The sequence below is a fragment of the Variovorax dokdonensis genome, assembly GCF_030316895.1.
Lineage (GTDB): Bacteria > Pseudomonadota > Gammaproteobacteria > Burkholderiales > Burkholderiaceae_C > Variovorax > Variovorax dokdonensis.
Genome location: NZ_JASZYV010000003.1, coordinates 443,356 through 468,885 on the forward strand (window position 1 = coordinate 443,356; position 25,530 = coordinate 468,885).

The 25,530-nt window shown below is 67.3% G+C and carries 21 protein-coding genes; 12 read left to right on the forward strand and 9 right to left on the reverse strand.

Annotated features, from left to right (window positions below; all coding sequences use genetic code 11):
* Window positions 1-4: 4 nt before the first annotated feature.
* Both QTH91_RS15800 and QTH91_RS15805 read right to left on the reverse strand, forming a co-directional pair.
* Entirely contained in the window at window positions 5-838 is an 834-nt protein-coding gene (locus tag QTH91_RS15800; protein ID WP_286661055.1) for a hypothetical protein, read from the reverse strand.
* Complete coding sequence (locus QTH91_RS15805; RefSeq protein ID WP_286661056.1) at window positions 835-3,075, reverse strand: FAD-dependent oxidoreductase; 2,241 nt, start codon at window positions 3,073-3,075, stop codon at window positions 835-837. The genes QTH91_RS15800 and QTH91_RS15805 overlap by 4 nt, the downstream gene beginning before the upstream one ends.
* A gap of 332 nt (window positions 3,076-3,407) precedes the next feature.
* Between QTH91_RS15805 and QTH91_RS15810 the strand changes: the two genes are divergently transcribed.
* From QTH91_RS15810 to QTH91_RS15850, 9 genes are all read left to right on the forward strand, one after another.
* The gene (locus tag QTH91_RS15810) at window positions 3,408-4,139 is read left to right on the forward strand and encodes a carbonic anhydrase (RefSeq protein ID WP_286661057.1); all 732 of its coding nucleotides are present in this window, start codon (window positions 3,408-3,410) and stop codon (window positions 4,137-4,139) included.
* Between the two features lie 118 nt (window positions 4,140-4,257).
* Complete coding sequence (argG, locus tag QTH91_RS15815; RefSeq protein ID WP_286661058.1) at window positions 4,258-5,598, forward strand: argininosuccinate synthase; 1,341 nt, start codon at window positions 4,258-4,260, stop codon at window positions 5,596-5,598.
* A gap of 28 nt (window positions 5,599-5,626) precedes the next feature.
* Window positions 5,627-6,982: a DUF2868 domain-containing protein gene (locus QTH91_RS15820; RefSeq protein WP_286661059.1), complete on the forward strand. Its 1,356-nt coding sequence runs from the start codon at window positions 5,627-5,629 to the stop codon at window positions 6,980-6,982.
* Window positions 6,979-8,430: a GTPase/DUF3482 domain-containing protein gene (locus QTH91_RS15825; RefSeq protein WP_286661060.1), complete on the forward strand. Its 1,452-nt coding sequence runs from the start codon at window positions 6,979-6,981 to the stop codon at window positions 8,428-8,430. Before QTH91_RS15820 ends, QTH91_RS15825 begins: the two co-directional genes overlap by 4 nt.
* A gap of 261 nt (window positions 8,431-8,691) precedes the next feature.
* Window positions 8,692-9,540 (forward strand): glutamine amidotransferase, encoded by an 849-nt coding sequence (locus tag QTH91_RS15830; protein ID WP_286661061.1) that lies wholly within the window; start codon window positions 8,692-8,694, stop codon window positions 9,538-9,540.
* Complete coding sequence (locus tag QTH91_RS15835; RefSeq protein ID WP_286661062.1) at window positions 9,537-10,178, forward strand: CDP-alcohol phosphatidyltransferase family protein; 642 nt, start codon at window positions 9,537-9,539, stop codon at window positions 10,176-10,178. The genes QTH91_RS15830 and QTH91_RS15835 overlap by 4 nt, the downstream gene beginning before the upstream one ends.
* A gap of 5 nt (window positions 10,179-10,183) precedes the next feature.
* Window positions 10,184-10,807 (forward strand): histidine phosphatase family protein, encoded by a 624-nt coding sequence (locus QTH91_RS15840; RefSeq protein WP_286661063.1) that lies wholly within the window; start codon window positions 10,184-10,186, stop codon window positions 10,805-10,807.
* 24 nt (window positions 10,808-10,831) lie between these two features.
* Complete coding sequence (locus tag QTH91_RS15845) at window positions 10,832-11,806, forward strand: DnaJ C-terminal domain-containing protein (protein WP_286661064.1); 975 nt, start codon at window positions 10,832-10,834, stop codon at window positions 11,804-11,806.
* 18 nt (window positions 11,807-11,824) lie between these two features.
* A complete protein-coding gene (locus tag QTH91_RS15850) occupies window positions 11,825-12,151 on the forward strand; it encodes a chaperone modulator CbpM (protein WP_286661065.1) in 327 nt (108 codons plus the stop codon).
* A 35-nt stretch (window positions 12,152-12,186) separates the two neighbouring features.
* On the opposite strand, the gene QTH91_RS15855 is transcribed toward QTH91_RS15850, so the two are convergent.
* The 5 genes from QTH91_RS15855 to QTH91_RS15875 form a co-directional block, all read right to left on the reverse strand.
* Window positions 12,187-12,372, reverse strand: coding sequence for a DUF3606 domain-containing protein (locus tag QTH91_RS15855; protein ID WP_286661066.1), 186 nt, complete (start codon window positions 12,370-12,372; stop codon window positions 12,187-12,189).
* A 60-nt stretch (window positions 12,373-12,432) separates the two neighbouring features.
* The gene (gene mmsB / locus QTH91_RS15860; RefSeq protein WP_286661067.1) at window positions 12,433-13,332 is read right to left on the reverse strand and encodes a 3-hydroxyisobutyrate dehydrogenase; all 900 of its coding nucleotides are present in this window, start codon (window positions 13,330-13,332) and stop codon (window positions 12,433-12,435) included.
* Between the two features lie 45 nt (window positions 13,333-13,377).
* Complete coding sequence (locus QTH91_RS15865) at window positions 13,378-14,493, reverse strand: enoyl-CoA hydratase/isomerase family protein (RefSeq protein ID WP_286661068.1); 1,116 nt, start codon at window positions 14,491-14,493, stop codon at window positions 13,378-13,380.
* A 15-nt stretch (window positions 14,494-14,508) separates the two neighbouring features.
* Window positions 14,509-15,663: an acyl-CoA dehydrogenase family protein gene (locus QTH91_RS15870; RefSeq protein ID WP_286661069.1), complete on the reverse strand. Its 1,155-nt coding sequence runs from the start codon at window positions 15,661-15,663 to the stop codon at window positions 14,509-14,511.
* A gap of 419 nt (window positions 15,664-16,082) precedes the next feature.
* On the reverse strand, window positions 16,083-17,606 hold the full coding sequence (locus QTH91_RS15875) for a CoA-acylating methylmalonate-semialdehyde dehydrogenase (protein ID WP_286661070.1): 1,524 nt from the start codon (window positions 17,604-17,606) through the stop codon (window positions 16,083-16,085).
* Between the two features lie 144 nt (window positions 17,607-17,750).
* Here QTH91_RS15875 and QTH91_RS15880 point away from each other — a divergent pair, with 144 nt between their 5' ends.
* From QTH91_RS15880 to QTH91_RS15890, 3 genes are all read left to right on the forward strand, one after another.
* The gene (locus QTH91_RS15880) at window positions 17,751-18,641 is read left to right on the forward strand and encodes a LysR family transcriptional regulator (protein WP_286661071.1); all 891 of its coding nucleotides are present in this window, start codon (window positions 17,751-17,753) and stop codon (window positions 18,639-18,641) included.
* 157 nt (window positions 18,642-18,798) lie between these two features.
* Window positions 18,799-20,898 (forward strand): AsmA family protein, encoded by a 2,100-nt coding sequence (locus QTH91_RS15885; RefSeq protein WP_286661072.1) that lies wholly within the window; start codon window positions 18,799-18,801, stop codon window positions 20,896-20,898.
* Window positions 20,899-21,044: 146 nt separating this feature from the next.
* Entirely contained in the window at window positions 21,045-21,767 is a 723-nt protein-coding gene (locus QTH91_RS15890; protein ID WP_286661073.1) for a TIGR04325 family methyltransferase, read from the forward strand.
* 28 nt (window positions 21,768-21,795) lie between these two features.
* Here QTH91_RS15890 and QTH91_RS15895 read toward each other — a convergent pair whose 3' ends face one another.
* Window positions 21,796-23,814 (reverse strand): hybrid sensor histidine kinase/response regulator, encoded by a 2,019-nt coding sequence (locus QTH91_RS15895; RefSeq protein ID WP_286661074.1) that lies wholly within the window; start codon window positions 23,812-23,814, stop codon window positions 21,796-21,798.
* 176 nt (window positions 23,815-23,990) lie between these two features.
* Window positions 23,991-25,442, reverse strand: coding sequence for an aminotransferase-like domain-containing protein (locus QTH91_RS15900; RefSeq protein WP_286661075.1), 1,452 nt, complete (start codon window positions 25,440-25,442; stop codon window positions 23,991-23,993).
* Window positions 25,443-25,530 lie beyond the last annotated feature (88 nt).

Below are 25,530 nucleotides of genomic sequence, written 5' to 3' on the forward strand. Positions count from 1 at the left end.
GCGCCTAGAGCTCGATCTCGATCAGGCCGAGTTGCTCGCCCTGCAGCGAGCAGACGGCCGCGCGCCAGCGCCCTGCGGGGTCGTCCTCGTGCGTGGCCAGGCGCAGCACGGGCGAATCGCCCTCCTGCGACACGCGGGCCGGTGCCAGCTTGTGGGGCGTGCTGGCATCGAGCAGGAAGAAGACCAGTTCGAGTTCGGTGTCCAGTGCCTCGCGCGCCACCTCCCAGGTGCGCAGCGTCACCGCCCGGCGGGCACTGCCCGGTTCGTGCATGACCCGCACGCGCGGCACGCGCTGCGGCTCGAAACCGCTCGAGGCCTGCGCCCGCGTGCCCGGCCGCTCGTCGGGGTGGTCCGCCGAAGACGCCGCGCCATCGTGCGCATGCCGTGCCTTCCGGAATGCGTTTCGGCCGTGGTCCTTCTGCAGCCCCAGGAAATCGCCCAGCATCCGGTACTCGGCCGCCAGCAGGCGCTGCACGAGGCTGCCGGGGTCTCCGGACATCGATTCGAGCCATTGCAGGCCGGTCATCGCCGCGTTGTTGGCCAGCCGCTCGCCGGCATCGAGCATCTTGCCCGGATCGCCGCTGTGGCCGCTGCGCTCGGCGGCGCCGCGAAGCCGCTGCGCCGCGCGCATGCCGCGTTCGATCTGCTCGTCCACCACGCGATAGCCCATCTGAACGGCGGCCACGACGGCGTCTTCGGCCGTCTTCAAGGGCACACCGCGAAGCAGCTTGCCGTCGACCATCCGGTCCGGGCTGCGGTAGTAGCCGCCAAAGCTTCGGTTCGGTCCGAGCTGCTGCGGCTCGGCGCGGACCCAGCGTCCGTGTTCGTCCTGTTTCATGGGTGGTCGTAGCCAACGATGTCGGCAAGTGCCGGGAATCCGCAGATGGCGTGCGACGCCAGCATGCCGGACATGACAGCCGCCTCGACGCAGCCTTCGTTGAAGCTGCACTCGGTCCAGTCGCCCGCGATCGTCATGTTGGCCACCGACAGGTCGAGCGGCGAGATGCGGTAGGCGATGGTGCCCGGCATGGCCAGGGTGTAGCGCTCGGAACCCTTGAAGTTGGCCTGCATGTGCTGCTGCTCCAGCGCCTCCTTCAGGTCGTCCAGCGGCTTGCCGTCCAGGCCGACCAGCGCCTTGAGCACCGGACTCTCTTCAGGCTTGGCCACGTCGCCCGTGGCGGCGGGCCACAGCGTGGCCATGCCGCGGGTGAGCTTTTGATAGAGGTTGTCGCGCACCAGCTTGCGCAGGCGTTCCTCGTTGCCGCCGTGCTCGCGGATGTCCTTGTCGCTGAGCACGCCGGTGAAGTAGGCGATGGAGCGCGTCTCGTGCACCGTCTCGATGCCGTTGGCGTCGCGCCAATTCTGCTCGGCCTCGAAGGTGTCCGACAGGTCGCCCCACGATTCGAAAGGCGGCTCCAGCGCGGAAACGAGGCCCGGGCCGCGCATCCAGCCCAGTTGCGTGGCACTGCGGTCGAGCCAGACCTGCGCGGACTGCGTGCCCACCGTCTTGACGTGCCTTTGCATGGCATCCCAGCGCGGCAGGCACCTGAAGAGCCCGGGGCGCTTATCCGCTTCTTCGTCGCTGACGTGGCACAGGGCGCGGAAGTCGTCGATGCCCATGGCGAAGATCACCATGTCGAAGTCCTCGCCATCATGAAGCTCGATGCGTTCGGACTGGCCCGCCAACGCCTCGGGCTTTTCGTAGGCCCAGCCGCCGCCCTTGTCCAGCGCGTCGTCGCTGTAGGCCGCCACCTGCGCCTTGGCGCAGGGCAGCTTGAAGGTCAGGCGCTGCACGCGGGCCTCGGGCTTGCCCAGGTCCGGCGTGAAGTCGATCGATTCCAGCTCGTGCGCCAGGCGAAAGCGCACGCCGCGGCGCTTGAGCACGCTGTACAGCGGCGAGAACATGGCGTCGCCCATGCCCGAGCGCATGCGCCAGAAGAGCGAGCCGCGGTAGGTGAAGAACATGCGCAGTGCACCGCGCAGTGCCTGCCCGGCCGCCAGCGCCGGCTTGCTGCGGTCACCTTCGCGGAAGCAGAAGGCCAGGTCGTACAGCCCGAGCACAAAAGGTGAATCCACCGATTCGCGCATGGCCCCGTGCTTGCGCAGCCAGTCCATGCAATCGATCTCGTTGATCGCGTCCAGACCTTTAGGGTCGAACAGCACCCGGTCGCGGTACAGGCCGACCATGATGGTCATGATCAGGTCGATCACCTGCGTCTTCTGGCGCACCTGCGGATCGACGCTGACCACGTCTTCCAACTGGCGGCGCACCTGGGCCACCAGCGCTTCGATGAAGGCCAGCACCGACGTGGTGAACTGCGGCGCCGGATTGTGCTCGCGCAGCCAGTTCTCGACGATCGTCAGGGCCTGAAGCACGCCGGCCGCGGTGGTCAGGGTGCCCACGCGCAGCAGTTGCGTCATGCTGTCGAGCATCACGCCGGGCGATCGCATGGCGTCGAAGGAAAGGTTCAGCTCCAGCGCCTCGTCCAGCGCGGAGCGGCTGGCCTTGCCCGGCTTGCCTGAAGCCGGCGCGATCAGGCTGAGGATGAGCGCCTTGCTCAGTGCCACGCAGCGCGCCAGATAGCCGGACAGGGTGAATGGGTTGGTCTCGTCGTCGAGCGGATCGCCGGGCATGCCCTTCATGGGAGGCAGGAAGCCCGACCAGACTTCCCACGCGCCATGCATGCGCGTCGCCACGCCGATGTGCGGCTCGGGAAAATACGCGTCGTCGAAGGTGCGATGCGGCAGCGGGCCGTGCTCGGGCGTCACCATGCCGTAGCAGTCGCGCATCATCTTGAAGGCGTTCTCGTAGAAGCCCAGCCAGATGTGCAGCCCGTGCTCGCGGATGCGGCCTGCCGCGTCCCGGCCCGAGCCGCCCTTGCCACCCAGGCGGAAGCTGCGCTCGTACACCGTCACTTCGAGCGGCGGCACGAACTGCTCGGCCTCGCCTGCCTTGCCGTCTTTTGCGGCCTCGCGGCATTCATCGATGTGGCGGGTGAGCTGCCATGCGGCCGTCATGCCGGCGACGCCGCCGCCGACGATGGCCACGCGCATGGGACGATGGTTGGCCGTCATGCGCGGCCACCCGGCAATCGGATGGCGACAGGCGCATCTGCACGCCACCTGTTCGTGCAGCAGCACCAGGATTGAAAACGACGCTTGCCCACGCTGCTCACCTTTCCCGTGTTCTTATTCCGTTTCTCCACAACGCTGTGGAGCCTTGCAGCGACGAGCCGCCGGCGGCGGGAATTCTGTCACGAGAATTGACGTTTGTGATGCAAAAGTTACTACATCGGGGCGTCTGTCGATTCGGCGCACCACTCGATGGCCCGTGCAGCACGTGGGCGTGATCTCGATATAGTTTTTGCGCGCTACGTGGCGCTAAAAAATACGAGACAGGGAGAACCATGAAACGCTTATCGAGCGCGTGCTGCGCCGTCGCCATCCTTCTTTGCGGACCGAGCGTCCGGGCCGAAGACAACAAGCCGATCGACTATTCGCGCCAGCATCAATGGGTTGGTGAGCTCGACCGGGCCCAGTCACCCATCGACATCGTCACGAAGCAGGCACAGCCTGCCGGGCCGAACGAACCGCACGGGCTCGATTTCCGCAACACACGCCGTGTGCTCGGCCGTCTGCAGGACCAGGGGCACTCGGTGCGATTCGACACCGGCGCCGACACGATCGAGGCGCACTTTCGCGGGCGCTATTTCCGGCTGGTGCAGTTGCACTTCCACCTTTTTAGCGAACACGCGATCGACGGCGTGCACCAACCGATGGAGGCGCATCTGGTCTTCAAGGCCCAGAACGGCGCGCTGGCGGTCGTGGGCGTCCTGTTCAGCCAGGGCGACAGCAACCCGGCCGTGCAGTCCATCCTCGACGGCCTGCCCGAGTCGGGTAAGACCGGCAAGGAGCAGGAACTCGACGTGCGCGAGCTCCTGCCCGAGAACCTCGCCTACTTTCACTACCTGGGCTCGCTCACCACGCCGCCGCTGACGCAAAACGTCGAGTGGTACGTGCTCAAGCAGCCCGTGTCGGCGAGCGCCGCGCAACTGGCCGTCTTTCGCGAGCGCTATGCCGACAACAATCGCAAGCTGCAGCCTCGAAACGGCCGCCCGCTGATCGAATCGGGCGACTGAGGGCGCGGACTGAGGGCGCGCCACGACTCGGCGATTGGGCCACGGCCGGTGGTTGTGGTCCAATTCCGGGTTCCGTGCCGACCCGTCCGCCGGACAGAACCGAACCCGTACGCAAATCATGAGCACCATCCTGCAGAACCTCCCCACCGGCCAGAAGGTCGGCATCGCCTTCTCCGGCGGCCTGGACACCAGCGCCGCGCTGCTGTGGATGAAGAAAAAGGGCGCCGACCCCTACGCCTACACCGCCAACCTGGGCCAGCCCGACGAGCCCGACTACGACGAGATTCCTCGCAAGGCGATGGCCTACGGCGCCGTCAAGGCCCGGCTCGTGGACTGCCGCACCCAGCTGGTGGCCGAAGGCATCGCGGCCATCCAGGCCAGCGCCTTCCACGTCTCTACCGGGGGCATCACCTACTTCAACACCACGCCGCTGGGCCGTGCCGTGACCGGCACCATGCTGGTGGCGGCCATGAAGGAAGACGACGTCAACATCTGGGGCGACGGCAGCACCTTCAAGGGCAACGACATCGAGCGCTTCTACCGCTACGGGCTGCTGACCAACCCTTCGCTCAAGATCTACAAGCCCTGGCTCGACCAGAAGTTCATCGACGAACTGGGCGGCCGCAAGGAGATGAGCGAATTCCTCATCGCCAACGGCTTCGACTACAAGATGAGCGTCGAGAAGGCCTACAGCACCGACTCGAACATGCTGGGCGCCACGCACGAGGCGAAGGACCTCGAGTTCCTCAACTCCGGCATCCGCATCGTCAACCCGATCATGGGCGTGGCCTTCTGGAAGGACGACGTGGCCGTCAAGGCCGAAGAGGTGACGGTGCGCTTCGAGGAAGGCCAGCCGGTCGCGCTCAACGGCAAGACCTTCGACAGCGCGGTCGACCTGATGATGGAAGCCAACCGCATCGGCGGGCGCCACGGCCTGGGCATGAGCGACCAGATCGAGAACCGCATCATCGAGGCCAAGAGCCGCGGCATCTACGAGGCACCCGGCATGGCGCTGCTGCACATCGCCTACGAGCGCCTGGTGACCGGCATCCACAACGAGGACACGATCGAGCAGTACCGCATCAACGGCCTGCGCCTGGGCCGCCTGCTCTACCAGGGCCGCTGGTTCGATCCGCAGGCCATCATGCTGCGCGAGACGGCGCAGCGCTGGGTGGCTCGGGCCATCACCGGCGAAGTGACGCTGGAACTGCGCCGCGGCAACGACTACTCCATCCTCAATACCGAATCGCCCAACCTCACCTACAAGCCCGAGCGCCTGTCGATGGAAAAGGTGGAAGACGCGCCCTTCTCGCCAGCCGACCGCATCGGCCAGCTGACCATGCGCAACCTGGACATCGTCGATACGCGCGAAAAGCTCATGACGTACGTCAAGACCGGGCTGCTGCTGCCGTCGACGGGCACCGAGCTGCCGCAGCTCAAGGACGACCGCAAGGTCTGAGGCGCGACCGCGCCGCCGCACCGACGCCTTGGCCGCCTCCTCGCCGCTGCTCACCGAAGCCATCCGCGCCCTGGAGGCGGGCGGGCCGCTGGAGGATGCTCAGGCCTCGCGCGCGGCCGCTCGCGCCGCCGCCAGCGATGAAGACCGCATCGCCCATCGCGCGGCCTTGCTGGCCGAGCGACGGGGCCTGCCGGAAGGCCTGGCCCGGGCTCGGCGGATGGCGCCCTGGGTCTTGCTGGGCCTGGCGCTGCTGGTGACGCTGGCCGGCCTCGGACTGGCCGGCACGGTGGTGGATGCACAGCAGCGCCGCATCAATGTACTGGCGGCGCTGGTCGCGCTGCTCGGCGCGCACCTGTTGAGCCTGGCGGTCTGGCTGGTGGCGCTGCTCTGGCCGGGGACGCACGGTGGCGGCAGCGTGCTGGGCCGGGCCTGGCTCTCGATCACCGCCCGGCTGGCGCTCGGTCGCGGCGCCGAGGCGGCGGCGGTGGCGCAAGGCGCTCTTTCTCTCCTGCAGCGGGCCCGCCTGCTGCCCTGGCTGGCGGGCCTGGCCAGCCATATCGTCTGGGCCGTCGCCCTGTTCGCCGCGCTGGGGGCGCTGGTGTTCGCCCTGTCCTTTCGCGCTTACACGCTGGGCTTCGAGACAACCCTGCTCGACCCCGCCGACTTCGGTCGCGCCGTGCAGGCGCTGTCGGTCGTGCCGGGCTGGCTGGGATTTGCCGCGCCCGACGTCGATGCGCCGTCCGACCGGGCGCTGGCGCAGTGGCTGTTGGGTTGCGTGCTTGTTTACGGCCTGCTGCCGCGCATCGTGCTCGCGCTGCTGTGCGGCGGCGTCTGGCTGGTGCGCGCCCCCCGGCTGCGCCCGGATGCCTCGCTGCCCTACTACCACCGCCTCGCCGCGCGCCTGGAGGCGCTGGTGCCGGCCACGGTGATCGATCCTGACACGATCGCCCCGCCCGCCCATGCCCGTCATTCGCGGGCTGACGCCCCCTTGAGCGACGCCGCCCTGCTTGTTGGTTTCGAGCTCGCCCCCGAGCAGCCCTGGCCGCCCGCGCCGCTGCCGACCGGCATCGAGGCGCTGCCTCCGATCGACGGCAGCCAGGCGCAGCGCCAGCGCCTGCTCGACACGGTGGCGCAGCGCCGCCCGCGACTGCTGGTGCTGGCGCTCAACGCCGCCGCGAGCCCGGATCGCGGCACCGAGCGACTGCTGAACGATCTGCTGCCCCTGGCCGGCGAATGCCGCCTTTGGCTGCTGGCGCCAGAAGACCGGCCCGGAAACGCCCAGCGGTGGCTGGACTGGATGCGCGCGGCCGGCTTCGGCGACCTGGTCAGCTTCACCGATGCTTCGGCCCTGCAGGCGGCCAACACGGTCGACACCGCGCCATGAGCAAGCCCAACACGGATGGCGCGCTGCGCATCGCCGTGGTCGGCCACACCAATGTGGGCAAGACCTCGCTGCTGCGCACGCTGACGCGCCGGGTCGACTTCGGCGAGGTGTCCGACCGCCCCGGCACGACGCGCTACGTCGAGGCGATCGACCTGCGCGTCGAGGGGCGCGCCGCCGTCCGCTTCCTGGACACGCCAGGCCTGGAAGATGCCGTCGCCCTGCTGGCGCATGTGAGCACGCTGTCCGGCGACACCCGGCTCGATCGTGTCCGCCATTTTCTTGCCGGTCCGGAAGCACGCGGAAGCTTCGAGCAGGAAGCCAAGGTGCTGCGCGCGCTGCTCGAACAGTCCGACGCCGCCTTCGTCGTCATCGACACGCGCGAGCCACTGCTGCCCAAGTACCGCGACGAGATCGAGTTGCTTTCCGCCTGCGGCCGCCCCTTGATGCCCGTGCTCAATTTCGTTCGCGACCCGAACACGCGCGAAGAATCATGGCGGGCCATGCTGGCCGAATCCGGACTGCATGCGGTGGTGCGCTTCGATGCCGCAGCGCCCTTCACCGGCGCCGAGCACGAGCTCTACACCGACCTGGGCACCCTGCTGCCCGCTCGCCGCGACGAACTGCGCGCCGTCGTCCGACACCTGGAGCGCGAAGCACAGGAGCGACGCGCCGAAGCCTGCCGCGTGATCGCCGCGCAGCTGATCGATTGCGCGGCGCTACGCGACGAAGTGGAAGGTGCCGATTGGGACGACACTGCGCGCCGCGAACAGGCCATCGAGCAACTGCGCCGACAAGCCCGTGCTCGCGCGCAACGCGGCGTCGACGGCCTGCTCTCGCTCTACGGTTTTCGTCCGGGAGATGCGGCCGAGGCGCCGCTGCCAGCGCTGGAGGGCCGCTCCTCGCCCGACCTGTTCAACCCTGAACTGCTCAAGCGCGCCGGCCTGCAGCTTGGCGGTGGCGCTGCAGTCGGTGCTGCGCTGGGCGTGGTGGCCGATCTGGCCGTGGGTGGCGCGTCGCTGGGCGCCGGTGCGGCGCTTGGCGGCGCCCTGGGCGGTGCGCTGTCGCAAGGCTGGGGGCCATTCGGCCGGCGATTGATGGGCCGGCTGCGCGGCACCCGGGAGCTGTCGGTCGAAGACGCGGCGCTTTTCGTCATGGCCGACCAGCAGCTGCGGCTGGTGCAGGCGCTGGAACAGCGCGGGCACGGCGCCGTCGCGCCGCCCGTACAGCCCGATGCGGCCCATGCCGGCGACGACCCTGCGTCGGACGCCCTCAGCGACGCGGTGCGCGCCACCCGCCCCGCGCGCGCGCATGAGGAATGGGCGCAGACGCCTTCGCTGCGAGACAGGCTGTCCGGCACCTCGGGCGAGCGATCCGAAGCGGTCGACGCCGTCGCCCGCGACCTGGAGCGCGCGCTTCGATCGCTGGACGCGGCGAGCGCTCGGCCCTGAGGCGCGGCGACACGTCCGCCCGCCCTGGCAGGCGGCTTTGGGCGGCGCGCCAGTTTCTCGTGTCCTACACGCAGCCGCAGCCCACTCCGACGGCGCGAACAAGCCCCTACAGCCAAACTGGCAGCACACAAAACAACGCACAGGAGCTTCGCAGTGAACACCATCATCTACGTCGTCGGCTTGGTCGTCGTCATCGTCGCCATCTTGTCCTTCTTCGGACTTCGCTGACGCAGTGGGGTGTGGCCGGTGCATGATTGGGCCATGGTCCAAGCATCGGCAACTCAAATCCCCCCTGATTCCACGGCGGGCGCAGTCAGCGCCCGTACTTTCCTGATCGTCAAGGCAGGCGCCACCTTCGATGAGCTGCGCGAAGAGCGCGGCGATTTCGAGGACTGGTTCAAAGCAGGCCTGCAGTCTGGCTTGGCCGGCCAGCCGAATGCGTCCACGGACAAATCGGCTGGCGTGCCAATCCAGGTGCTCGACCCCCGGACAACTTCGGACTGGCCTTCGCCCGATCACGTTGCAGGCGTCGTTCTGACCGGGTCGCACAGCATGGTCACAGACCGCGAGCCCTGGAGCGAGCGCACCGGCCAATGGGTGGCGGAACTGGTCAGGGCCAAGGTCCCGGTGCTGGGCATCTGCTACGGCCATCAATTGCTGGCCGACGCACTTGGCGGCGAGGCAGGCAATCATCCGGTCGGCATGGAGCTTGGCACCGTCGAAGTCGAGACGCATGCGCAAGCGGCGCACGATCCGCTCTTTGCCGAACTGCCTTCGCGTTTCGATGCCCACGTCGTGCATCGGCAAAGCGCGCTGCGGCTTCCTCCGGAAGCGGTGACGCTGGCCAGCAATGCGTTCGAGCCGCACCATGCGTTTCGAATCGGCCCGAATGCATGGGGCCTGCAATTCCATCCCGAGTTCGACGAGGCTGCCATGCGCGGCTACGTCGACCGCATCGCGGCCACTCGCAACGACTCGCAGGAAGCCTCCGAGGCGACCCACGTGCGCGTGGGCCCGACGCCGCATGCGGCCGGCTTGCTTCCGCGCTTCGCACAGATCGTGGCGCAAGCGGAACGCGAGCGCGCCGCGCCCAGAAAGGACCTGGCATGAACGCACCCGATTCCTCCAAAGCCCCGCGCAAGCATTTCTCGATGATCCGCGGGTTTCACCTGGCGGACCTTTTCACGCTGGGCAATGCCGCATGCGGCGTGGGCGGCGTGCTGCTGGCCCTGGCTTCGCTTGCGAATCGCTCGGTCGATCTTTTCCTTTGGGCCGCTGCCCTCGCGCCGGCCGCTTTCGTGTTCGACGTGTTCGATGGCCGCATCGCCCGCTGGCGCCAGACGCACTCGGCGCTCGGGCGTGAGCTCGATTCGCTGGCGGACGTGATCTCCTTCGGCGTGATGCCCGCCGCGCTCGCCTACGCAGCCGGCCTGGACGGTGGCTGGGACGCCGTGGTGCTCATCTATTTCGTCTGCTGCGGCGTGAGCCGCCTGGCGCGCTACAACGTGACGGCGGAGTCGCTCTCCGGTGGCAGCGACAAGGTCAAGTACTTCGAGGGCACGCCCATCCCGACGAGCGTGGTGCTGGTGGGTGTGCTGGCGCTGGCGGCATGGCAGCAGCGCATCGGCGATGCCGTCTGGCTGGGCGCCATGCAGATCGGCCCGTGGGTGCTGCATCCGCTTGTGCTGATGTTCGCGCTTTCGGGAACGCTGATGATCAGCAAGACCTTGCGCATCCCCAAGCTCTGAGCATCATGGCCAACGGACTCGATCAGCTTCTGGCGCTGGGCGCCGGCCTGCCTCTGGCGCCCCAGTGCGAGCGCTTCTACTTTCTGCGCCACGGGCAGACGGCCCGCAATCTGGCGCGCATCTTCCAGGCGCCCGAAGAGCCGCTCAACGACACCGGACTGGCCCAGGCGCGCTCGGCCGCCGAAGCACTCGCCCGTGAAACCATTGCCGCGATCCTGTGCAGCGATGCGGTCCGCGCGCGACAGACGGCGGACATCGTCGCGGCGCCGCACGGCCTGACGCCCGTTGCGAGCGAGGCGCTGCGCGAGCGCAATTTCGGCGCACTCATCGGCACCTCGTCGGCGCAGATCGACTGGGCCTGCATGCCGCAGGACGGCGAGACGCTCGCCGACTTCATGCAGCGCAAGAACATCGCGCTGGCCGATGCGCTCGGGCTGCCCGGCCCGGTGCTGGTGGTGGCCCATGGCGGTTCGCTGTTCGCACTGGCCGCCATGCTGGGCGTGCCGGTCGGCATGGACCTGCTGGCCAATGCACGGCCCTTGCGATTCACACGCTGCGGCCCCACCTGGGAGATCGAGGCCTTGTCGCCTCCTTCGTATCAGGCCGCGGACGGCGCGGCCATCGCCTGACCGATCACACCGGACACACCCACAATGGACTTCAAGGACTACTACCAGGCCTTGGGCGTCGAACGCAGCGCCTCAGAGGACGAGGTTCGCAAGGCTTACCGAAAACTTGCGCGCAAATACCACCCGGACGTCAGCAAGGAGCCGGATGCCGAGGTGCGCATGCGCGAGGTGAACGAAGCCTATGACGTGCTGCGCGACAAGGAAAAGCGCTCGGCCTACGACGCGCTGGCCGACCGCGTTGCGCAGGGCTACGGTGCCGGCGCGCAAGCCGGTGGCTTCCAGCCGCCGCCAGGCTGGGACGAAGGCTTCGAGTTCCATCAGCGATCCGGCAGGGGCGGCCCGGCCGACGATGCCGAGTTCAGCGAGTTCTTCTCCTCGCTGTTCGGCCAGGCCCAGCGTCGCGGCGCAGCCCGCCAGAACTTCCGCGCGCGCGGCGAGGACCACCATGCGGCCATCGAGATCTCGCTGGAAGACGCCCTCAAGGGCGCAGAGCGCGAGATCACGCTGCGCGCCATGGAGCTTGACGCGCAGGGCCAGCCGCAGTTCGTGCCGCGCACGCTGCAGGTCAAGATTCCTCCCGGCGTCGGGCCGGGCCAGTACATCCGGCTGGCCGGACAGGGCATGCCCGGCCACGGCGGCGAGCCGGCCGGCGACCTGTACCTCGAAGTGCGCATCGCGCCGCACAAGCTGTACCGCGTGGAAGGCCGAGACCTGTACATGACGCTGCCGGTGACGCCCAGCGAAGCGGCGCTCGGCGCCCAGGCCAAGGTGCCCACGCCCGCCGGCGGTGTCGTCGAGGTCTCGGTGCCGAAGAACGCCCGCAACGGCCTCAAGCTGCGACTCAAGGGTCGCGGGCTGGCCGGCAAGACGCCGGGCGATCTCTACCTGCTGATCGACATCGTCCTGCCGCCTGCCGACAGCGACGCGGTGCGCCAGGCCTACGAGGCGTTGGCCAGCGCCAGCGCACGCTTCGATCCGCGCAGCCATCTGGGCGTCTGATAAACGCGAGAGCAAGCCATGGTCACCATCAAGCACAGCTTTACCGCCACCGTCGTCGATGACCGGGGCGTCCTGGTCGCCGAAGAACTGGCGCATGCATGCGGCGCCGAGGTCGAATGGGTGGTCGAATTGGTCGAGATCGGACTGCTGCAGGCCGAAAGCGACGCTTCATCGCCCGCGCAATGGCGCTTTGCCAGCAGCGCCTTGCAATGCGCCCTGGAGGCGCGCCGCCTGCAGCGCGACTTCGGCGTCGGCGTCGATGCGGCGGCGCTCATCATCGACCTGCAGCGCGAGATTCGCCGCCTGAAGGCGGTGGTGCACAGCGAAGGAATTCATCTGCGCTGAAGCCGGCGACGGCGTACCGGCTGGCGTCTGCCTGGTCAGGAGCGGGATTCGGCAAGCCACTCCCGCACCGCCGTCACATGGTCGCCCACCTCGGCGAGCGCCTGGTGCAACTGCGAGTCCGTGCAGCCCAGTTGCGCGCACCAGTATTTCAACTCGATCGGGTCCATGCCATTGATTCGCCCCGGGTCGAGCGGGTGGAAGGTCTTCGGGTCCTCGTTCATGGAAGTTCTCCTTCGAGATGGCCGCAGGATACGCCCGCAGCCGGGACCTGACTGTTGACCTTACGCAGGCTTTTGCAGCGACTTCAGCACGCTCGAGAAATCCAGCGCGCCATGTCCCGCAAGGCTGTGCGCCGCATACAGGTTGCGCGCCAGCCCGCCGAGCGGCGTCGCGGCCTTCACGGCCATGGCGTTTTCCTGCGCGAGGCCCAGGTCCTTGAGCATGAGGTCGGTGCCGAAGCCGCCGGCGTAGTTCTTCGATGCGGGCGCAGTCTCCATCACGCCGGGCATGGGGTTGTATTTTTCCAGCGCCCAGTTGCCGCCCGAGCTGCGGCGCATGATCTCCGACAGCACCTTGGGATCGAGCCCGTTGGCCACGCCCAATGCCAGCGCCTCGCTGGTGCCGATCATGAGGATGCCCAGCAGCATGTTGTTGCAGATCTTGGCGGTCTGCCCGGCCCCGGCTTCGCCGGCATGAAAGATGTTGGCGCCCATCTTTTCCAGCACGGGCCGGGCGCGCTCCAGATCGGCCGGGGCGCCGCCCACCATGAAGGTCAGCGTGCCGGCGATGGCACCGCCGGTGCCACCCGAAACCGGCGCATCGATCATCGCGATGCCGCGTGCCGCCGCTGCTTGCGCCACCTTGCGCGACGTGGCCGCGGCGATGGTGCTGCTGTCGATCAGGAGCGCGCCGGCGCGAATGTGCTCCAGCAGTCCGGCCTTGCCTTCGCCGCCCAGGAACAGCGCTTCCACGTGCGCGCTGGCCGGCAGCATGCTCACCACGATCTCGGCATCGGCCACCGCCGCCTGAGCCGACGCCGCGATGGCCACACCGTCGGCCGCCAGCTTTTCGCAGGCGGAAGCCGACAGGTCGAAGGCGGCAACGTGGTGGCCGGCCTTGTGCAGGTTCAGCGCCATCGGGCCACCCATGTTGCCCAGGCCGATGAAGGCGATCTTGCTCATGTCTTTGTCTCCGTTGAAGTCTTTGTCTTGAAGTGAAGGCGCCGCTCAGGGCAGCACGGCCAGTTCGTCCGGCATCTCGCCGCGCACGCGAAGGTGGTCCCGCACGAACTCCGGCGTGATGTCTTCCAGCCGTGCGGGCTTCCATTGCGGATTGCGGTCCTTGTCGATCAGCACCGCGCGGATGCCTTCGGCGAAATCGTGGTGCGCGCAAAAGCCAAGCGACGCCCAGTACTCGAGCCGGAACACTTCGGCCAGCGACATGTGCAGCACGCGCTGCCAGAGCGCGAAGGTGACGGCGGCCGACGAAGGAGCGCCCTTCGAAAAGGCCTGCGCCGCGTTCTGCAGCCATGCGTCTTCACTCTTGAAATCGCGCAGCCTGTGCGCGATGTCGAGCAGGTCTTCGCCGGCCATGAGGGACTGGATGGTGTCGTAGTGCTCGCGCAGCCTGGAAGCCGGCTGCGTCGCGCCCTCGCCCGCACGCGCCAGCAGGCGCGAGAGTTCGGCTCGGTCGGGCGCCGATTCACCCTTCCAGCTTGTCTGGGCAATGGCAGCGAACACGTCGCCCTTGGCTGCCTGCGGCACCAGGTGATCGGCCAGGCCGACGAACAGCGCGTCGGCCGCGTTGATCTGCGCCGCCGTCAGCGCCAGGAAGAGGCCCGTACGGCCAGGCATGCGGCGCAGGAACCAACTGCCGCCCACGTCGGGGTACAGGCCGATGTTGATCTCGGGCATGGCCACGCGGCTGCCTTCGGTCACCACCCGGTGCGAGCAGCCGGCCATCAGCCCCACGCCCCCGCCCATGACGATGCCGTGGCCCCAGCACAGGAGCGGCTTGGGATAGGTGTGGATGAGGTAGTCGAGCTCGTATTCCTCGCGGAAGAAGTCTTCGGCGTAGGTGTTGCGCTCGGCGCCGCATTCGCGCAGCGTGGTGTAGAGCTGGCGCAGGTCGCCGCCCGCGCAGAAGGCTTTTTCGCCCGCGGCCTGCAGCATCACGCCGGCAATGCCGGTGTCGTTGGCCCAGGCGTTGAGCTTGGGCCACAGAAGGCGAACCATGTCGACGGACAGCGCATTGAGCGCGGCCGGCGCATTGAGGGTGGCGATGCCGAAGCGGTGGCCGCTGGCGGTGTGGATTTCTTCGAAGAGAACGACGGATTCAGTCATTGAGAAAGCATTGGGTCATCGGATGTCGGCATCGCCTTCGAGCAGCTTGCGCGCGACGATGACGCGCATGATCTCGTTGGTGCCTTCCAGGATCTGGTGCACCCGAGTGTCGCGCACCAGTCGTTCGAGCGGGAACTCGCCCAGGTAGCCATAGCCGCCGTGCAGTTGCAGCGCGTCGTTGCACACACCAAAGCCCGCATCGGTGGCGAAGCGCTTGGCCATGGCGCAATAGGTGCTGGCGTCGGCATGGCCGGCGTCGAGCTTGCTGGCGGCCAGCCGCACCATTTGGCGCGCGGCCACGAGCTCGGTGGCCATGTCGGCCAGCTTGAACTGCAGGGCCTGGAAGCTGGCGAGCGGTTTGCCGAATTGCTGGCGCTCGTGCAGATAGCGGCGAGCGGCGTCGAGCGCGCCCTGCGCCGCGCCGACCGAGCAGGTCGCGATGTTGATGCGCCCCCCGTCCAAGCCCTTCATGGCGATCTTGAAGCCTTCGCCTTCGCTGCCCAGCAGGTGATCGGCCGGCACACGCACGTTGTCGAAGCTGATGGTGCGGGTGGGCTGGCTGTTCCAGCCCATCTTGTGTTCCTTCTTGCCGTAGCTGATTCCGGGCGCATCGGCAGGCACCGCGAAGGCCGAGATGCCGCCCGCGCCGCCCCCACCGGTTCGGGCCATGAGCACGAGCACGTCGGTGGAGCCGGCGCCGGAGATGAAAGCCTTGCCGCCGTTGATGACGTATTCGGCGCCTTGCAGTTCGGCGCGGGTCTTGAGCGAACCGGCGTCGGAGCCCGCGCCGGGCTCGGTCAGGCAGTAGGAGGCGAGCTTGCGGCCGCTGGTGAGGTCTTCGCCCCAGCGCTCTGCCACCGCGTCGGTCGCCCAGGTGCCGAGCATCCAGGTGGCCATGTTGTGGATGGTGATGAAGGCGGTGGTGGAAGGATCGACCGCGGCCATCTCCTCGAACACCAGCGCGGAATCCAGTCTTGGCAAGCCGAGCCCGCCGATGCGCTCGGGGGCATAGAGGCCGCAGAAGCCGAGTTCGCCGGCCTTGGCGATGGCATCCTTGGGGAAGATGGCCTCGGCATCCCACTGCGCGGCATGCGGGGCGAACTCCTGTTGTGCGAAGGCCCTGGCGGTGTCGGCGAAGGCGCGTTGGTCTTCGGTGAGTTCAAAGTCCATGTCTTGTTGTCTTCGGTTGGCGAGTGGCTTGGGCTCTAGCGTGGCGCGTGCGTGGCGCGTGCGTGGCGCGTGCGTGGCGCGTGCGTGGCAGGGGATTGCCGTGGCGGGCTCATACGCGGGTGGTCGATGCCGAAAGCATCGACGCCGCTGCGGTGCTCGGCTTCGGGGGCTGCATCGCGGAACTCACTCCGCGAGCTGCGCCCGCTGCGTTCAGACATGAGTCAGAGGTTGAAGCGCGCAAGATGCTCTTGCACGCATGCCCCCGAAGCCTGCGCTTCTCGCCACCCGCGAAATCACCCACCACGGCAATCCCCTGCCACGCGTCAAGCGAGTGTCGCATCCGGCCGCCGAGCGACCGAGGCGCGTACAGCGGAAGCAGGCCTGGGCTTTCCCGCACAACGCAGCTCCCGCAACGAGCCTTACTTCAGGCTGATCGTCGTGTTCACCCCGTGCGACACGGTCGAATCGTCGAACCAGCGCTGCGTGACCGTCTTGGTCTGCGTGTAGAACAGCACCACCTGCTTGCCGTAGGGGCCCAGGTCGCCCAGCTTGGAGGCCCGCGAACCGGTGAACGAGAACATGGGCACCGGCACCGGGATCGGCACGTTGATCCCCACCTGGCCCACGTCGATGTCTTCCTGGAACTTGCGCGCCGCCGCGCCCGACTGCGTGAAGATCGCCGTGCCGTTGCCGTTGGGGTTGGCGTTGATGAGTTCGATCGCTTCGTCGATGTGCTCGGCGCCCACCAGGCACAGCACCGGCCCGAAGATCTCCTGCTCGTAGATCGACATGCCCGGCTTCACGTCGGCGAAGATGGTCGGTCCGACAAAGTTGCCCTTCTCGTAGCCCGGCACGGTCGGCTTGCGGCCATCGAGGGCCAGGGTCGCACCTTCGCTCACGCCGCGATCGATGAAGCCCGAAACCCGATCGTGGGCCGCGCAAGAAACCAGCGGCCCCACGTCCACGCCCTTGTCCACGCCCGCGCCCACCTTCAGCGTCTTGGCCTTGGCCACCAGGTCGGGCACCCAGTTGCGCGCCTCACCCACCAGCACCGCCACCGACACCGCCATGCAGCGCTGCCCCGCCGCGCCGAAGGCCGCACCGGCCAATGCATTGAGCGTCTGCTCCTTGTTGGCGTCGGGCATCACGATGGCGTGGTTCTTGGCGCCCATCATGCATTGCACCCGCTTGCCGGCCAGCGACGCGCGGTTGTAGACCAGCGTGCCGACCTTGGTCGAACCCACGAAACTGATCGCCTTGATGTCCTGGTGATCGCAGATCGCGTTGACCACCGACTCGCCGCCGTGCACGACGTTGAGCACGCCCGGCGGAATGCCGGCTTCGAGCGCGAGCTCGCAAAGGCGCATGGTCACCATCGGGTCCTGCTCGGAAGGCTTGAGCACGAAGGTGTTGCCGCAGGCGATCGCCATCGGGAACATCCACAGCGGAATCATGGCCGGGAAGTTGAACGGCGTGATGCCCGCGCACACGCCCAGCGGCTGCAGCACGGAATAGGTGTCGACGCCGTTGGCCACGTTGTTGGCCAGCTCGCCCAGTTGCAGGTTGCCGATGCCGGCGGCGTGCTCCACCACTTCCAGGCCGCGGAACACGTCGCCTTCGGCGTCAGGCAAGGTCTTGCCCTGTTCTGCGGTGAGGATCGCGGCCAGCTCACTCATGTTTTCGCGGATGAGCTGCTGGTACTTGAGGAACACGCGCGAGCGCGCGCCGATGGGCGTCTTGCGCCAGGTCTTGAAGGCCTCCTTGGCGCTGGCGACGGCGGCGTTCACCTCGTCCTCGGTGGCAAAGGGCACACGGGCCAGCACTTCCTGCGTGGCCGGGTTGACGATGTCGCGCCATTCGCTGGTCTTCGACTCGACGAACTGGCCGCCGATCAAGAGCTTGACGGTGGCGACCTGCGCCTTGGGGGTGGTGGTGGCGTCCATGAAATTTGTCTCCGGAACAGTTCGGTGTGATGCGTGCGCGCAAAGAGGGAAAGCACACGGCAGGCAAGCATCGTAGCTTTGCAGATTTGCCATAACAATACCCAAATGTGCATCATTGATCTGCAAATTTGCAGACACTCGACCATGGACTGGGACAACCTGCGGTACTTCCTCGAACTCGCGCGCGCGGGCACGCTTGTGAGCGCGGCACGCCGGCTTGGGGTGGACCACACCACCGTGGCGCGGCGAATCCAGGCGCTGGAAAAGGAAATGGACAGCGCCCTCTTCTCGCGCGAAGCCGGCGGCCACCGGCTGACCGAAGCCGGCCGCCGGCTGCAGCCGCAGGTGGAAGCCATGGAGCAGGCGTTTCGCGCGGTCGAAAGCGCCGCGCCGCACACCCCCGATGCGGGCCTGTCGGGTCTGGTGCGCATCGGTGCGACCGAGGGCTTCGGGACGGCGATCCTCGCGCCGCACCTGGCGCGCTTCGCGCAGGCGCATCCCAAGCTGGTGATCGACCTGCTTGCCATGCCCCGGCTGGTGCACCTGTCTCGGCGCGAGGCCGACATCGTCATCTCGCTCGAACGTCCGGCGCGCGGGCCGGTGCTCGTCACGCGGCTGACCGACTACACGCTGCGTCTCTACGCCGCGCACGAGTACCTGGCGGAGCGCCCGCCCATCGCAAGCCGCGAAGACCTGCGCGGCCACAGCTTCATCAGCTACGTCGACGACCTGCTGTTCAGCAAGGAACTGCAATACCTGGACGAACTGCATCGCCCCGACGCCTTTGCGCTGCGCAGCACCAGCGTGCTTGCGCAGCACCGGGCCGTGGCAGCCGGTGCGGGCATTGCGGTCCTGCCCGCCTTCCTGGGCGACGAGGACCCTCGCCTGCAGACCCTGCTGCCCGAGCAGGCGCATTTCACGCGCACCTTCTGGATGTCCATGCCGGCCGAAGCCAAGCAGTTGAGCCGCATGCAGGCGGTCTGGGCGTTCCTGCGCCAGATCGCCGCCGACGAGCGTGAACGCCTGCTGAAGTAGTGATGGCCGGCGCCTTCAAAAGGCGCACATGCAGGCGGGAAAGTCGCGCCTCGGCCGGCGCGTGAACGTCCTACAGACACCGCCTGGCCCCTCGTGGAGGATCGACCACAAAGGCGAGGAACGCGGGCCGTACAGCTTCACGTTCCGACTCTTCGACATGAACCCAGCCAGCCCAGAAGCCCAGCCGGCGGTCGCCCCCGATCCGGCCGCCCCACCAAAGCCAGCCATGCGTCCCCGCTGGCAGCGGGTCACGCTGGCCGTGATGCTCACGCTGGTGCTGCTTGTTGCCACCTTCTTCGTGGTGGCCGCCACCTTCGATTGGAACCGTGCGCGCCCGTGGATCGAACAGCGGGTGAGCGAGGCCACCGGCCGCAGCCTGAAGATCAACGGCGACCTGCAATTGCAATGGACGCGCGGCGGCAAGGACCAAGGCGGCTGGCGCTCATGGGTGCCATGGCCGCATCTCAAGGCCCATAATCTTCAGTTCGGGAATGCCCAGTGGAGCGAGTCGGGCAAGAACATGGCCGAGCTGAGTTCGCTCAGCATCTCGCTCAATCCGCTGCCCCTCATGCGGCGCACGATCCTGATCACCGAACTGGAGCTGGACGGGCCCCAGGTGGTGTTGGAGCGCCAGGCCGATGGCCGCAACAACTGGACCTTCGATACGCCGCCCAAGGATGCTTCCAAAACGGGCAGTGGCAAGCCCTGGGGATTCGAGGTCGAGCGGTTGATCCTGAAAAAGGGCGGTCTGCGTTACGACGACGACAAGCTCAGGATGGACTTCAACCTCGCGCTCGACACCATCGACGACGCGGGCGCCGGGCCCTACGGCGTTCGCTGGAAGCTGGACGGCACCTATCGCCAGGCCAAGCTCGAAGGCGAAGGCCAGGCCGGGCAGGTGCTGGACCTCACCGACAGGGACACGCCCTTCCCCATTCAGGCCAAGGTTCGCGCCGGCCGCACGCGCGCGCAGGTCGAAGGCACGCTGCTGCGCCCGACTTCGCTCGCCGGCATGGACCTGAAGCTGCAGCTGTCGGGCCAGAGCATGGCCGATCTCTACGAGCTGACCGGCGTCACCCTGCCTAAGACCGCGCCCTACACAACCCAGGGCCGCCTTGTCGGTCGGCTGGCCGACGGCAACCAGAAGAGCTGGACCTATCGCGACTTCACCGGAAAGATGGGTTCCAGCGACATTGCCGGCACGCTCGAATACCTCATGCGTGAGCCGCGGCCGCTGCTGCGCGGCAAGGTGCGATCCAAGCTTCTTCGCTTCGACGACCTGGGTCCGTTGATCGGCGCAGGCCCGTCGAGCACCCAGTCGGAGTTCGAGGAAAAGAAGGAGAAGCAGCCTGGCAACCGCGTGTTGCCGGTGGCCGACTTCGACACCGACAGTTGGGGGGCGATGGACGCGGATGTGGTGGTCGACGGCGATCGCATCGTGCGCGACGAAGACCTGCCGATCAATTCGCTGCATGCCAAGCTCAACCTCGACAACAAGGTGCTTTCGCTCAAGCCGCTCAACTTCGGCGTGGCCGGCGGGACGCTGGGCTCGGACATCCAGCTGGACGCGCGCAGCGGGACCATCGCGGCCGACACGCGCATGCGCATCCGCGCCCTGCAGCTGTCCAAGCTGTTCCCAAAACTGGAGGACACCAAGGGCAGCCTGGGTCAGCTCAACGGCAGCATCGCGCTTTCAGGCAAGGGCAACGACATCGCGACCATGCTCGGCGGTGCCGATGGCGAGGTGAAGGCCCTGGTCAGCAAGGGCACGCTGAGCAAGTTCGTGCTCGAAGCGATGGGCCTGAACATCGGCAGCGTGGTCATGACACGCCTGTTCGGCGACGAGCAGATCCAGCTCAACTGCCTGGCCGCCCGTTTCGACGTGAAGGACGGCTTGATGCGCACCGATGCCTTCGTGCTCGATACGAGCGAGTCGCGCGTGGAGATCAAGGGCACCGTCAGCCTCAAGACCGAGGAAATGAACCTGGACATGGTGCCCACCAACAAGAAGCTGCGCCTGCTTTCGCTGCGCGCGCCACTGCACGTGCGCGGCAACTTCGCCGATCCGGCGGTCAGCATCGACGCGCCCACGGTCGCACTCAAGCTCGGCGCCGCCGCCGCCCTGGCTGCCGCGGCGCCCATTGCGGCGCTCGTGCCGCTGACGAGCCTGAACCTGGGCGACGACGAGGAGTTCACTGGCTGCCGAGACCTGCTGCGCGCGGCCGCCGGTAGCGCCCAGGCGCCCAAGGCACGCTGATCTTCGGGCCGCCTACTCCAAACGACCAGTAGGAACAAAGCGCTACATGTGATTACATTTCTTGACGGCATTTGCCGTTTCGAGGAGTGGTGGTGTTCGCAAGTCTCCAGACAGCCCGCGACAAGGCGGCCTACGAAAAGAAGTTCATGACCAACATTGAAGAGAACCTGTTCATGGGTTCCTTCAAGTCGTTCGACGATGCGCGCCAGAACGTGCCCGCCTCCCACGCGGGCGGCTACGACAACGCGGCGGGCGCCAAGACCATGTACAGCCACCAGATCTACAACTGGGACTACCCGGCCCTGTTCTGGATCGGCGACTCGATTCACCGCGGCATGCGGCGCATCTTCGACCTCGGCGGGCACGTGGGGATCAAGTTCTACGCCTTCGGGCGCGTGCTGGACTTTCCGGCGGACCTGAGCTGGACGGTGTGCGACGTGCCCGGCGTGGCGCAAACCGGCCGCGAGCTGGCGGCCGAGCGTGGGGCGGGCCCCAAGCTGCGCTTCTGTACCGACTGGCGCGAGGCGGACGGCACCGACGTGCTGCTCATCTCGGGCGCCCTGCAGTACCTGCCCACCACCCTGGGCGAAATCCTCCAGGGCCTGGCGCGCAAGCCGCGCCGCGTCATCCTCAACACGACCGCCATGCACGGTCAGCGGACCATCTTCACCCACAACAGCATCGGCATCGGCATCTGCCCCTACCGCATCCAGTTGCAGGACGAGATCCAGCAGGACCTGGTGCAGGCCGGCTACCGGCGCAAGGATTCCTGGATCAACGAAGGCAAGCCGATCCAGGTGCCCTTCGTCGAAGGTGGAGATGGCGCCTATTACGGCGGCATGTGCTTCGACCTGAAAGCGCCGGACTGATCGGCGCGAGCCACCGCACCGCCGGGCATCACGAGGTCGGGGGCACGGGCGCAGCGGAGGGTGTGCGCGCCTCCAGCACCCGCTCGAGGGTGCGATGGATCTCTTCCGGGTCCGCCGGCTTGATCAGGTGGCCCGAGAATCCTGCGCGCATGGTGCGCTGCATGTCCGCCACCGAGCCGTAGCCGCTGAGCGCGACGACCGGCAGTCGCGGGCTCAACGCCCGCCCGATTTCCACGCCGCTGCCGTCCGGCAGGCCGAGGTCCGTGAGCACCACATCGAACGGATGCTCGTCGGCCAGCGCCAGCGCCGCACCCACGCTGCCGGCATGCCTGACCCGGTAGCCATAGTCTTCCAGCGCCATGATCATCAGCGGTGCCGCGTCCATGTTGTCTTCCACCAGCAGCACCCGGGCGCCTGGCCCGGCGGAACGGGGCGCGGCGGTGGCCGGCGCCGTGATGGCCGGCAGCTGCTCCACGCTCAACAACGGCAGCTCGAGCGTGAAGGTGGCGCCGCGCCCGATGCCTTCGCTGGCGACGCGCAGATCGCCGCCATGCTCGGCCACAAGCAGACGCGAGACCGAAAGCCCCAGCCCAAGCCCGCCGTAGCGCTTGGTGACCGACGAGTCGGCCTGCTCGAAGGCGTCGAAGATGCGATCGAGCGCCTCAGGATCGATGCCGATGCCCTTGTCCACACATTCGAGGCGGTAGCGCTGGCCATCGATGTTCGAGCGCAGTTCGATGCTTCCGCCGGTCTCGCTGAACTTGTGGGCGTTGCGCAGCAGCGCCAGCACCACCTGCCGGATGCGCACCGGATCGGCGCGCACCGTTGCCGGCTGCGCGCACAGGGCCACCTTCAGGCGCATGCCCTTGGCGTCGATCTGCTCGCGCATGTCTTCGACCACGTCACGCACGCAGTCGTTGACATCGATCGGCGCGAGACGCAGCCGCAGCTTGCCGCTGGAGATGTCGGACAGGTCGAGCAGGTCGTCGACCAGCCGCGTCTCCAGCGCAACACTGCGGCGAATCTTCGGCACCAGGTCGGCATAGCGCTGAGGCACCTTGGCGACGTTGGACAGGAGCTGCGCCGCCACCGAAATCGCCGTGAGCGGGTTGCGCAGCTCGTGCGAGAGCACCGCCATGAACCGATCCTTGGCGGCATTGGCGCGCTCGGATTCCTCGCGCGCACGGTCGGCAGCGATCTTGGCCTGGCGCAGCCGCTGCTGGTCCTCGTACCTCGCCGTGGTGTCGCGGGCGATGTGGCAATAGCCGCGCAGCGCCGCGCCGTCTGGATCGAAAAGCGGCGTCAGCAGACATTCGATCCAGGCCGGCTCTCCGCTCTTGCGGAAGACCCAGCCCTCGCGTTCCACGCGCCCATCGGTCCGGGCCTTGTGCAGCAGCCCGTCGAAGTCGATGCCCAGGGGTTCGCCCTCCAGAAGCAGATCGAGCCGGCGCCCCAGCGCCTCCGGGGCGGCATGGCCGAACATCTGCACGGCGCCCTGGTTCCAGCTGGTGGCGCAGCCGCCGGCGTCGAGCAGGATGACGGCGTACTCCTGCAGCGACTCGATCACGCGCGCGAACACGGTGTTGACCTCGTGCAGCTCGCGCTGCGCGTCTAGGCGGGAGTGCCGCTCGCCGGCTTCTTGCAAAGCGCGGCGCACGGCGGGTGCAAGGCGATGCAGCCGCTGCTTGCTGACGTAATCCGTGGCGCCCGCTTTCAGCAGATCGACCACGCTCTCTTCCTCGACCATGGAGGCGGAAAGAAAGATGAAGGGCAGTTGCGGGTCGTGCTCGCGCACGATGCGCAGCACCTCCTCCCCCGAGCCACCCCGCAGTTGCAATGCCGAAAGCACCAGGGACCATGGCCCCTGCCGATGCAACGCGTCGTGCAGTGCCACGCAATCCTCCACCACGGTGGATTGAGCGGACGGAAATTCCAGATTGAGTGACTGAAGCACCAGTGCGGTATCCGCGGCGGCAGGATCGTCGAGCACCAGTACGCGGTGCGCAGCGCTTTCGCGCGGACGGGGGGCGGCAAGCGCTTCAGACATTGCCGCACCGTATGCGCCGCAAGCGCTGCAAAGCGGAAGTCGGCATGACCCCTGAGACGTGTTGGACGCAGCTGATGTTTCGCACCGTTTTATTGTGTTTCACCTCCCTGCGCCGCTGCGTCAGCGCTGCGCGCCAACAGTGACAGCGCAGGCACTACGACGGCGTAGTCTGGTTCCTACGCTGTTGCGGTGGTTTCATTCATCGCGCAGGTCGTCGTCAAGGCTGTCGCGAGTTGGCCCACAGTCTGCATCGCCGACGCAAAGCGCGGATCGCCAGCGTGGCCATAGTTCAGGCGCAGGCAATGCCTGGCGCGATGGTCAGTGAAAAAGAGCGGTCCCGGTGCCAAGCTGATGCAGCGCTCGCGCGCCAGCGCATGCAGCTTGATGGTGTCCACGCTCTCGGGCAGTTCGAGCCAGAGCAGATAGCCGCCCTGAGGCACTGACACGCGCGTTCCGGGGGGAAAGTGGGTCTGCACCGCCTCCATGGCGATGGCCAGATAGCGCGTCAGCGCCGCGCGAAGGCGCCGCAGATGTCGATCGTAGCCACCACGGTCAAGATAGGCGGCGATGGCCGCCTCTGACGGAATCGCCGGCGAGAGGGTATACATGAGGCGCATCTGCTCGATCTTCCCGGCGAAGCGCCCGCCGGCAACCCAGCCCACGCGGTAGCCTGGTGCCAAGCACTTGGAGAAGGAGCCGCAATGGATCACGAGTCCTTTGCTGTCCAAAGCCTTGGCCGGCAGCGGCTTCTTTGCGCCGAAGTAGAGCTCGGCATAGACGTCGTCTTCGATCAGCGGGATCTCGTGCTCTGCGAGGAGTGCAACCAGTGCCTTCTTGCGGTCATCGGGCATAAGACTTCCCAGGGGATTCTGGAAATTCGTCATGAGCCAACAGGCCGCCACGCGCTGACATTTCAATGCTTCGGACAGGGCATCGATGTCGATGCCCCAGGTCGGAGAGGTCGCGACCTCGAGCGCGCGCAATCGCAGTCGATCGAGCGCCTGCAGCGCGGCGTAGAAGGTGGGTGACTCCACCACCACCATGTCGCCCGGCTTCGTGACCGCCTGCAGACTCAGGTTCAGCCCCTCCATCGCCCCGTTGGTCAGTACCACTTCAGTGGGAGCGACGACCATGCCATCCATCGCGTAGCGCAATACGATGTGGCGGCGCAGCGACTCGTTGCCCGGCGCGAGATCCTCCACCAGGCGCCATGGATCAAAGTCACGCATTTCGGTCCCGAGGTGTGCCGCCAATCGTGTAAGCGGGCACAGCGTCGGGCTCAGGAAGGCCGAGCCGAGCGGCACGAACTCGCGGCGGCTCAGCGAACCGACCAGCTCGAAGACCAACTGGCCAATGTCCACGAACTTTGCCTTTCCGTTGGGCTTTGAATCGTCGGGCGCTTCCAGTCCAGCCTTGGCAGGATCTCCTTTGACGTAGTAGCCGGAGCGCGGGCGCGCCTCGATGAGGCCCCGTGTCTCGAGTAGGTAATAGGCTTCGAAAATGGTGGTCCGGCTGAGTCCGCGGGCCGCACTCGCGGCCCGCACCGAGGACAGTCGATCGCCAGGCCGCAGCATTCCCGAGCGGATCAGCTCGGCAATCTCGTCCGCATAGCGCTCATAGAGGTTCATGGCGTCACGGACGCGAGGGCCAGGGAGCCAGCTCCATGCACAAGGCGCCGGCTAAATGCGCCCAACGTGTTCCGGTTCGGGCAACGGT